This is a genomic window from Sphingomonas sp. (genome assembly GCF_039595165.1).
Taxonomy (GTDB): Bacteria; Pseudomonadota; Alphaproteobacteria; order Sphingomonadales; family Sphingomonadaceae; genus Sphingomonas.
On record NZ_JBCNMA010000122.1, the window covers coordinates 1 to 9,908 of the forward strand.

Annotated in this window: 8 protein-coding genes and 1 pseudogene; 2 read left to right on the forward strand and 7 right to left on the reverse strand. The window is 69.5% G+C overall.

Annotated features, from left to right (window positions below; all coding sequences use genetic code 11):
* Both ABDV68_RS15835 and ABDV68_RS15840 read right to left on the reverse strand, forming a co-directional pair.
* Positions 1-408 (reverse strand): annotated as a pseudogene (locus tag ABDV68_RS15835) (PEP-CTERM system histidine kinase PrsK); the annotation flags it as partial.
* A 38-nt stretch (positions 409-446) separates the two neighbouring features.
* A complete protein-coding gene (locus ABDV68_RS15840) occupies positions 447-1,835 on the reverse strand; it encodes a TIGR03013 family XrtA/PEP-CTERM system glycosyltransferase (protein WP_343521068.1) in 1,389 nt (462 codons plus the stop codon).
* 159 nt (positions 1,836-1,994) lie between these two features.
* On the opposite strand from ABDV68_RS15840, the gene ABDV68_RS15845 reads away from it, so the two are divergent.
* Positions 1,995-3,059, forward strand: a complete 1,065-nt coding sequence (locus ABDV68_RS15845) for a mannose-1-phosphate guanylyltransferase/mannose-6-phosphate isomerase (RefSeq protein ID WP_343521069.1) — start codon at positions 1,995-1,997, stop codon at positions 3,057-3,059.
* On the opposite strand, the gene ABDV68_RS15850 is transcribed toward ABDV68_RS15845, so the two are convergent.
* Positions 3,056-4,636, reverse strand: coding sequence for a DUF6311 domain-containing protein (locus ABDV68_RS15850; RefSeq protein ID WP_343521070.1), 1,581 nt, complete (start codon positions 4,634-4,636; stop codon positions 3,056-3,058). The two genes, ABDV68_RS15845 and ABDV68_RS15850, sit on opposite strands and share 4 nt — an antisense overlap.
* A gap of 188 nt (positions 4,637-4,824) precedes the next feature.
* Between ABDV68_RS15850 and ABDV68_RS15855 the strand changes: the two genes are divergently transcribed.
* Positions 4,825-5,730 (forward strand): alpha/beta hydrolase, encoded by a 906-nt coding sequence (locus ABDV68_RS15855; protein WP_343521071.1) that lies wholly within the window; start codon positions 4,825-4,827, stop codon positions 5,728-5,730.
* Positions 5,731-5,789: 59 nt separating this feature from the next.
* Here the strand turns inward: ABDV68_RS15855 and ABDV68_RS15860 are convergent, their stop codons facing one another.
* From ABDV68_RS15860 to ABDV68_RS15875, 4 genes are all read right to left on the reverse strand, one after another.
* A complete protein-coding gene (locus ABDV68_RS15860) occupies positions 5,790-6,845 on the reverse strand; it encodes a GNAT family N-acetyltransferase (RefSeq protein WP_343521072.1) in 1,056 nt (351 codons plus the stop codon).
* Positions 6,842-7,732, reverse strand: coding sequence for a cupin-like domain-containing protein (locus tag ABDV68_RS15865; RefSeq protein ID WP_343521073.1), 891 nt, complete (start codon positions 7,730-7,732; stop codon positions 6,842-6,844). The genes ABDV68_RS15860 and ABDV68_RS15865 overlap by 4 nt, the downstream gene beginning before the upstream one ends.
* Positions 7,729-8,916 (reverse strand): GNAT family N-acetyltransferase, encoded by a 1,188-nt coding sequence (locus tag ABDV68_RS15870; protein ID WP_343521074.1) that lies wholly within the window; start codon positions 8,914-8,916, stop codon positions 7,729-7,731. The genes ABDV68_RS15865 and ABDV68_RS15870 overlap by 4 nt, the downstream gene beginning before the upstream one ends.
* Positions 8,917-9,271: 355 nt before the next feature.
* Positions 9,272-9,908 (reverse strand): TCP-1/cpn60 chaperonin family protein (locus tag ABDV68_RS15875; protein ID WP_343521075.1); only part of this gene is annotated, 637 nt, incomplete at its 5' end.

Here is a 9,908-nt window from a genome sequence, read left to right on the forward strand (position 1 = left end):
GACCGCGACCATCATCCGCAGCAGCAGCGCGGCGCGGGTGGCATCCGCGGTGGCCTCAGGCGCGGCCACGGCGATGACGTGAAGCGCCAGCGCGATCACGATCACCACCGCGACCACGCCATATACGGTGCCGATCGCCGCAGGCGGGCGTTCGGAGCCGCTGCGCCGGTGGAGCACGATCATGAAGCCGAGCCAGGCGAGGTTGCGTCCGCCCTCGGCGATCTTGGTCACGAGGTCCGATTCGCCGATCCCGGCGACGGCGAGCGCCCAGAGCGCGGTCAGCGCGAGCGCGGCGGCGAGCGGCTTGCGCGGCACGCCCGGCTCGGCGCGGCGCAGCGCCCACAGGCCGAGCGCGCCGAACAGCAGCGCCGCGAGCGCGTGGCCCCAGAGGATCAATGTGGCGACCATTTAGAGTGCCGTGCCAGGCGAGCGGCGAGCGCCAAACATCAGCGCGCCCCGTCCGGGAAGAGCACCACCCGGAGCGTCTGGAGCAGGATCAGGACGTCCAGGAACGGCGAGTAGTTCTTCGCGTAATAGAGGTCGTATTCGAGCTTGTGGCGGCTGTCTTCGATCGACGCGCCATAGGGATAGTTGATCTGCGCCCAGCCGGTGATGCCCGGCTTCACCATGTGACGTTCGGCATAATAGGGGATCTGCTGCTCCAGATCCTCGACGAACTGGGGGCGTTCGGGGCGCGGGCCGACGAAGCTCATCTCGCCCTTGAGTACGCTCCAGCATTGCGGCAGTTCGTCGATCCGCACCTTGCGGATGAAACGGCCGACGCGGGTGATGCGCGGATCGTCCTTCTCGGCCCAGACGGCCTTGCCGGCCACCTCGGCGTCCTGGCGCATCGAGCGCAGCTTGATGATGTCGAAGCCCTGGCCGTAGAGGCCGACGCGGCGCTGGCGGTAGAAGGCCGGGCCGCGGCTCTCGAGCTTCACCGCGAGCGCGCCGAGCAGGATCAGCGGGAGGGTGAGCGCGAGCAGGAGCAGGCTGGCGACGATGTCGAACAGTCGCTTGAACAGGCTCGACAGCATGCGGCCCGAGGAGAAGCCGTCCGAGAAGATCAGCCAGCTCGGGTTGACCGACTGGAGGTCGACGCGTCCGGTCTCGCGCTCGAGGAAGGTCGAGATCTCGTTGACATGGACGCCGGTGGTCTTGATCCGCAGCAGGTCCTTGAGCGGGAGCGCATTGCGGCGCTCCTCCAGTGCGAGCACCACTTCGCTGGCGTTGAGCAGCACGACGTGATCGGCGAGGTTGTAGATGGCGTCGCGCGCGATCGCCTCGGGGATGGTGCGGCCCGGCTCGCTCATCGCGACATAGCCGACCACGACGAAGCCGGCGCCGGGCTTCTTGGACAGCGCCTTGAGGCGTTCGGCGCGCGCGCCGGCGCCGAGCACCACGACGCGGCGCTTGAACACCTGGCTGCCCAGGGTCTTGCCGAGCAGCAGGCGCAGCACGAACAGCAACACCAGCGCCGCGAGCATCGCGTAGAGCAGGTTCGAGCGCCAGAAGGTGAGCGCGGGGACGAGGAAGAAGATCACCGACAGGAAGATCGTGCCGAGCGACACCGCGACGAGCAGCCGCGCGGTGGCGACGCGGATCGACTGGAGCGAATCCGCGCCATAGACGCCGACCGCCATCATCGCGACCTCGAGGCTGGCGGCGAAGCTCGCCATCTGCAGGATGCGGGTGTGGATCGGCTCCACCTTCATCCCGATCTGGTGCGCGCGATAGATCCAGCCGAACTCGGCCGCGGTGAACAGCAGCACGATGTCGAACAGCGCCAGCAGCAGCACCGCGTTGGGGATATAGTGTTTGAACAGGCGGATCATGACGGCCAATTCCTACACGGCGAGTGTAAACAAATCCGACACCGTGCGCCCGTGTCGGCGAAATTGACGAAGAAATGCTGAACGCGGGGAAATCCTTGCCGCGATAAGTGTTTGGCGGGACGAGTGCGCGCGGGTAGAGCGCGCCGTCAGGAGATCCACATGACCGACCCCAAGCCGATCGTCCCCGTCATCCTTTCCGGCGGTTCGGGGACCAGGCTGTGGCCGATGTCGCGGCCCGAGCGGCCCAAGCAGATGCTCGCGCTGACCGCCGAGGAGACGATGCTCCAGCTCACCACGCGGCGCACGCCCGCGGGCGAGCGCTTCGCCGCGCCGATCATCGTCGCCAACGCGCTGCATGCCGACATGGTCGAGGAGCAGCTCGGCGCGGTCGAGGCGCGCGCGCAGGCGCTGATCCTCGAGCCGATGGGCCGCAACACCGCGCCGGCGATCGCGCTGGCGGCGCTGGCCGCGGGCGGGGGCGGCGATCCGTTGCTGGTGATGCCGTCCGACCATGTGATCGGCGACGTCGAGGCCTTCCATGCCGCGATCCATGCCGCGATGCCGGCGGTGGAAGCGGGATGGCTGGTGACGTTCGGCATCGCGCCCGACGCGCCCGAGACCGGCTATGGCTATATCCAGGTCGGCGAGGCGATCGCCGGCGGCGTGCATCGCGTGCAGCGCTTCGTCGAGAAGCCGCAGCGCGAGGTGGCCGAGGCGATGCTCGCCGCCGGGGACCATGCCTGGAACGGCGGCATCTTCCTGTTCCGCGCCGATGCCTATCTCGAGGCGCTCGCCGCTTTCGCGCCGGACATGCTGGCGGCGGCGCGGGCATCGATGGACCGGGCGGTGCGCGAAGGCACGCGCGTCCTGCCCGACGCCGCCGAGTTCGCACGATCGCCGTCGGACTCGATCGACTATGCGGTGATGGAGAAGGCCGAGCGCGTCGCGGTGGTGCCGGTGAGCATGGGCTGGTCGGACGTCGGCAGCTGGGACGCGCTGCATGCGATCAGCGACTGCGATGAGGCTGGGAACGCCTGCCGCGGCAAGGTGGTGGCGATCGACACCGCCGACTGCCTGGTGCGCGCCGGCGAAGGCAAGCGCGTCGCGCTGGTCGGCGTATCCGACCTGATCGTGGTCGCCGATGGCGACGACGTGCTCATCCTGCCGCGCGGGCGCAGCCAGGACGTCAAGCGCATCATCGAAGCGATGAAGAAGGGAGCCTAGGGCTCGAACACGATCGTCACCCCGTCGAGCGGGCGCGCGCGGGCGAGTAGCGGGGGCGGGATCGGCTCGCCGTCGATCAGGATGTAGAGGCGGCCGGGGACGACCTCGCCGCGGCGGAAGGCGTCGGTCTCGGCGTTCTGGCGCGCGTTGCTCGCGAGCGACGGGCGGGCGGCGTAGACGGCACGGACCGGGACCCGCGCCTTCGCCGCGCGCCATGCGACTTCCTGGAAGACGCCGAGGCCCTTGGTCACGTCGCCCGGGATGAAAGCGATGTCCTTCGCCTGCGCGACCAGCCCGTCCCATTCGGGCGAGGCGGTGCGGACATGGAGCGGCGCGCCGCGCGCTTCGGCGCTCTGGGCGCGGATCGACATCGCCATCGGCGCGAGATCGGCCGCCTGCACCACGGCGAGCGCGGCGACGACGAGGCCCGCGCGGCGCGGCTCGAGCCGGTAGAGGATGCGGATGCCGGCGAACACCAGCACATAGGCGACCGGCCAGAACAGCCGGCCCGAAGCGCGGACCGCGTCGAGCGCGATGGCGAGGTCGCTGGGGAGGTGAAGCCGGGGGAGTCGCTGCCCGGCGATGTCGGGATAAGTGCTAATCGCGAGCAGAGTGAGGACAGCGAGCGCCGGGGCCAGCCATTTGAGCCGCGCGAGGCCGTCGGGCGCGTCGGGCGCCGGACGCGGCAGGCGGCGCGCGAGCACCGCGGCAAGCGGCAGCAGGATCAGCAGGCCGAGCCCGAGATACTGGAACCCCTCGAACCCGCGGCCGGGACGCTGCTCGATCGCGGGGAGGAAGGTCGAGAAGGTCTCGACCCCCGGGTTCCACAACGCGTCGAGCGGCATGGCGAAGGCGCCGTAATTGCCCGATGGCCAGTGCGGCTCGAACACGCCGAGGCTCCACGCGATCGCGCCGACCATGACGAGGATCGCGGCGCATTCGGCGAGGAGGCGGGGCGCGCCCTTGCGGTCGGTCCATAGCCGTTCGAGCATCGCGCTCGCCCAGATCGCGCCGACCATCACCAGCAGATAGGAATGGATGAAGGCGGTGACGGCGATCAGCACCGCCCAGCCCTTGTTCGATCGGGCGCGCGCGGGATCGGTGAAGCGCCACAGCGCCCACAGGATCAGCCAGTGCGCCATCAAATTCACATGGACGATGCGGTTGAACAGCGTCGGCAGCGCCGCGAGCAGCAGCACGCCGCACCATAAGGCGAGCGCATTGGGCGCGTGGCGGCGCAGGAGCAGCCAGGCGAAGAACAGCTGGAGGAAGAAGCAGGCGAGCAGCCACCAGCCGATCACCTGTGCGTCGGCGGGCAGCAGGCCGCGCAACGGGAAGACGAGCGCCGAGAGCAGCGGATTGCTGTCGGTGAACAGGAGGCCGACGCCTTCGGGCGCGTTGAGCAGGTGTGTGTGCAGGAACCCCGGCGCAGGATCGTGCAGCCAGGCGTGGAGGCCGAGCGCGTTCTCGCCATTGTCGGTGCCGCGCAGCAGCCAGGCGACATTGCCGATGTCGAGGATCTGCCAGTGGAAGAATGCGCCGAACAGCGCGAGCGCCAGCGCGGCGAGCACGGCCATGTCCGCCAGCGGCCGATCGCCGGCTGGTCCCAGGCCTGCATGGCGCCGCAAGTTCGGCAAGCGAATGGCACGTCCCCCCGTCTTCGCCGGGGACGCAAGCAAACCCGCTGCGACATTGCAACCCGGGCAGCCGGGAAACTTGCTGCCGCGACCGCGCGTTGGCGGGGGATTCGAGAAAGGAGATGCCCATGCTGGACGTACACAAGGCCAAGCATCGCACGATCGAAATCGACGGCCAGACGCTCTTCTATCGCGAGGCTGGGCGGGAGGACGCGCCCGCGGTGCTGCTCATCCACGGCTTCCCCAGCTCGTCCTACAGCTTCCGCGATGTGATCAGCCCGCTCGCCGAGGTCGCGCGCGTGGTCGCGCCCGACATGCCGGGCTTCGGCTTCACGCAGGTGCCCGAGGATTACGACTACAGCTTCGCCAACATGGCGACGTCGATCGACGCGCTGACCCGGGCGCTCGGGATCGATCGATGCTTCCTCTATGTCTACGACTTCGGGGCGCCGGTCGCCTATCACCTCGCGCTGGCGCGGCCCGAGCGTGTGCTCGGGCTGATCATCCAGAACGGCAATTGCCACGAGGAGGGGCTGGGGGCGCAATGGGACCCCAACAAGGCCTATTGGACGGACCCGACGCCGGAGAACCGCGCCAAGCTGCAGGATTGGCTCAACTATGACGGCGTGCGCGACGAATATGTCGGCGGCATCCCCGACCGCCTGAAACCGCTCTACGCGCCCGAGAGCTGGCATCTCGACTGGGCGCGGATGAGCCGGCCGGGGCTGATCGACATCCAGTTCCGCATCTTCGAGAGCTATGGCGACTATGTCGCGCGCTTCCCGGAGATTTCGGCCTATCATCGCGCGCACCAGCCACCCGCGCTGCTGCTATGGGGCCGGCACGACGTCTATTACGAGATCGAGGAGATCCTCGCCTATCATCGCGAGCTCGAGCGGCTCGAGATGCACGTGTTCGACAGCGGTCACGAGATGCTCGAGACGCACCCGCAGGAATGCGCCGCGCTGATGCGCGAGTTCGTGCTCAACGTGATGGGGCCGGGCCCGGAGGGCAGCTCGGCGGAGAAGCTTTAGCATCTGTCCGTTCAAAACGAGCAAGCGCGGAGCACGATTCAAGCTCAGTCTGGCAAACCCTACCCCGCGATCCGCCGCAGCGCGGCACGCGCCGCCTTTGCCGCGCCGCGCGACAGGCCGCCGATGCTGCGCAGATTGTAGAGGCGCAGGCGGAAGCGTTCGCGGCGGCGGTCCATCCACTCGGCCTTGTAGGGCTCGTCGCCATTGCCATAGTCGATCACCGCCGGGCGGTCCCGGTCGAGCACGTGGCGGAACATCGCGACCGAGAGCAGGGTGCCGGGCGAATGCTCGCGCTCGCTTTCGAGATAGGCGAGCTTGTGGATCGTGGCGGTGCCGTTCTCGACCGTCCAGAATTGCGCGGCGACGGGGACGCCGTCGCGGCGGGCGATGCCGAGGCGCAGCGTACCGGCTTCGCCCTCAGCCTCGGCGGCGGCGCGGAGGAAGGCGGGGGCGCCCTCGTCGGGTTTCCAGCTCTGCGCGTAGATCGCCTCGTACGCGTCCCACGCGGCGTCGTCGAAGCGGTCGAGCACTTCGGTCGTGAAGGGCGAGTTCTTGGTGCGGCGGCGGACGGTGTTGCGCAGCTTCGACGGGCGGTTCGCCCAATAGGTGTCGAAATCGAGGCCCACGGTGTCGGCGACCCAGTTGGCGGCCTCGACATGCTGCGCGGCGAGCCAGCCCTGGGCGCGGAAGGCGTGCTGGAGCTCCGCCGCGACCTCGGCTTCGAGCGGCCACAGGCTGAGCGTGTCGAAGCGGCGGCGCAGCAGGCGCGCGGTCTCGCCGAGCAGGCGGGCGCGGGTTTCCGGATCGGCGCCCGGCGCGAACAGGGGAGCGAAGGCGAGCGTGTACCAGCTGGCGAGCGCGCGACCATGGCCCGATCCGCAATCGCGCAGGGGCAGCCACATCGCATCCGCGACTTCGCGCGCCGACGCAATGGCGAGCGGCTCGCCGGGGTAGATGTGCGCGTGCGTGAGCGCGAGCCACCCGTGCCGGTCGTAAAAGCCGGGCTGCGCCGCGCGGTCGATCGCCCCGGCCGCGTCGCGCGCGAGAGCGTCGAGCGAATCGAGGATTCGCGCGTCGGTCGCGTTCGCGGCGCTCAGGGGCAGCGCGGCGCTCATTCCGGCTCGGCGGTTCCGGTCAGGCGCCGCGCCTTGGCGAGCGCGCGCCACGCATAGGCCTTGATCAGGTTCTGCCCGGGATGGCGCGCCGGCATCGCCGGGCTGAGACCCGCCTTGCGCAGCAGCCGGTTGAGGGCGTGCGCGTCGGATTCGCGATAGCTCCACTCCGAGCGCCAAGTGACCGACAGCGAGATCGAGGTCGCCGGGCCGTTCTGCACCCAGTGCGGCGCCTTGACCGGCACGTAGAGGCCCTCGCCGGGGGTGAGCTCGATCGGCTGGCCCTTGGGCAGGAACTCGTCGCGATAGGGCAGGTTGCGGTGGGCGCCGCGGTGGAACTCCTCCTGCAGCGCGCCCGGCGTCAGCTCGGGATCGGCGGCGGGGAACAACGTCATCGTCTTGGTGCCGCGCAGCTGGAGCAGGATGTTGTGCTCGGGGTCCATATGAAACGGCGTGACCGCGTTGGGCGAGGAGACGAAGATGAACGCCTCGCGCTTGAGCATCGCGCCGGTGCGGGAACGCACGACGGGTTCGAGCTCGTCGAGGATCTTGTCGAGCAGCTGGCGGTAGATCGCGTCCTGCTCGACGAACTTGAGCACCATCCATGAGCCATTCTGCTCGATCGAGCGGATCGAGTCCGCGACCGACAGGCCGTTGTGCCGCACCGTCGACGGATCGACCTCGATCGGCAGGTCGGCGAGGTTCTGCTCGACATCGACCGGGCGGATGCGCTGCGACAGCGCGACCAGCGATTCCAGCTCGAACAGCGGGTGGCCGGTGAGGCCATGGGCGATCTTGCCGGGCTGCTCGGGATAGAGGCCGGCGAAGCGCTCGCGTGCGCCGGTGTCGAACACGGTGCCGGGGACGAGGCGGGAGGCGGGGGCGTTCATTCTTCGGTCTCCGGAGGCGCGGATGGGCGCTGGCGGCGGGCGCGCAGCGTTTCGGCGGCGCGCTCGACGGCGCGGGCGGCGTGGAACAGCGCGCGGCTGTGCCAGCCGGCAAGGGGCAGGGTGACGCGGACGATCGCGCGGCGCTCGCCCCACAGGCTGTCGATCATCGGATGGTCGGCGCTGGCGCAGCTGTCCATCCAGGCGATCTCCGGCCGGTCGAGGATGTTCAGATTCTCGAGCTGGATCAGCACGCCCGGGGAGAAGCGGGCGAATTCCTCGTCGAACGCGGTCTTGAACGAGAAGGAGCCGGGGGCGGCGAGGAAGTTGACGAGCATCGCCAGCGGGCGGTCGTCGAGGTCGAGGCGGAGCAGCTCGAGCTTGCCGGCATCGAACGCGGCGATGAGCGCGTCGCGGAAGAAGGCGGCGGTGTGCGGCGCGCAGGCGAGCGCGGAACCGCTGCGGCCCTTCCAGCCCGATTGCTCCAGCGCGAGATAGGTGTCGATCCAGGCGGGGAGGTCGTCGCGGCTTTCCAGCGTGCGGGTGGTCACCGCGCCCAGCTCGGCGAGGCGCGACTGGAGGCGCTTGATCTCCTTGCGCTTCTTCTTGCGGACGGTGGCCTCGTAATAGGCCTGTGGAGAGAGGTCGCTTTCGAGCAGCGCCCGCTCGATGCAATGCACGGTGTCGCAGGGGCGGTTCGCGGCGGCGAGCAGGCCGCGATGGACGGGGCCGTTCTCGACCAGGCCGGTGAGGTGAAGCAGGCCGGTCGCGCGCGGGTCGGCGTCGAGCGCTTCGAGGATCGCGGTCCAGGCGGCCCGCTCATGGCCGCGGCGGAGCAGCGGGCCGCCGAGGAAGCAGTGATAGTGCAGCCAGTTCTCGACATGGCGCAACGGCAGGCGGCCGTAGCGCGGCTCGGTGGCGAGCGGGAGCAGGCCGATCAGCTGGCCGGCGTCGCGAACGGCGAGCAGGCGGCCGTCAGGGCCGGGATGGAGGTGCGCGGCGCCGGCGGCGACGAACCAGCGCTCGGCGAAGACATTCGGTTCGGCGGCGTGGGCTGCGAGCTCGTCCCACTCCGCGGCGAAGGTGGCGGAGACCGGGCCGAGGGGGAGGAATTCGGCGGGCGTGGCGACGCGTGGCGCCGGGATTGCTTGCGCTGTGCTCGTGTCGATGGCTGTCGCCGCGTTCATCACCGTTCCCACACCAGTCGTCGGGCAACTAGCGGCGAAGCGTTAAATTTCGGGAAGCGGCGAAGGAATTACCGATGCACGTCGCCCCAGCGCAGGCTGGGGCCTCTCTCCTCATAGGTGTGCGCTTGCCGCACGAGGCCCAGCATCCGCTGAGGTGACGGAATGCGAAAAGGGCCGACGGATCGCTCCGCCGGCCCTTTCTTTGTTCAGCCGAGTGGCCGGGTGGTCTGGGTCCCGCCTCGGCAAAGCCGGGGCGCGTCGGACGGGTTCGCCCTTGGACAAGCTCAGGGCGACCCGCCGGCCGGACCTGTGCGAGTCCTGAGCTAAGCCTCGGCTTAGCTCAGGCCGCATCAGGTCAGAAATCCATGCCGCCCATGCCGCCCATGCCGCCGCCGCCCATCGGCATCGCCGGCTTGTCTTCCGGCAGCTCGCTCACCGCCGCTTCGGTGGTGATGAGCAGGCCGGCGACCGAGGCCGCGTTCTGCAGCGCGGTGCGGACGACCTTGGTCGGGTCGATCACGCCGGCCGAGACCAGGTTCTCATAGGTGTCGGTCGCGGCGTTGAAGCCGAACGAGGTGTCGTCCTGGTCGAGCAGCTTGCCCGAGACCACGGCGCCGTCATGACCGGCATTGGCCGAGATCTGGCGCACCAGCGCGGTCAGCGACTTGCGGACGATGTCCACGCCGCGGGTCTGGTCCTCGTTGGCGCCCTCGACGCCGTTCAGCGCCTTGGTCGCGTAGAGCAGCGCGGTGCCGCCGCCGGGGACGATGCCTTCTTCAACGGCCGCGCGGGTCGCGTGCAGCGCGTCGTCGACGCGGTCCTTGCGCTCCTTCACCTCGACTTCCGAGGCGCCGCCGACCTTGATCACGGCCACGCCGCCGGCGAGCTTGGCGAGACGCTCCTGGAGCTTCTCACGGTCGTAATCGCTGGTGGTGACTTCGATCTGCTGGCGGATCGCGTCGGTGCGGCCCTTGATCGCCTCGGCTTCACCC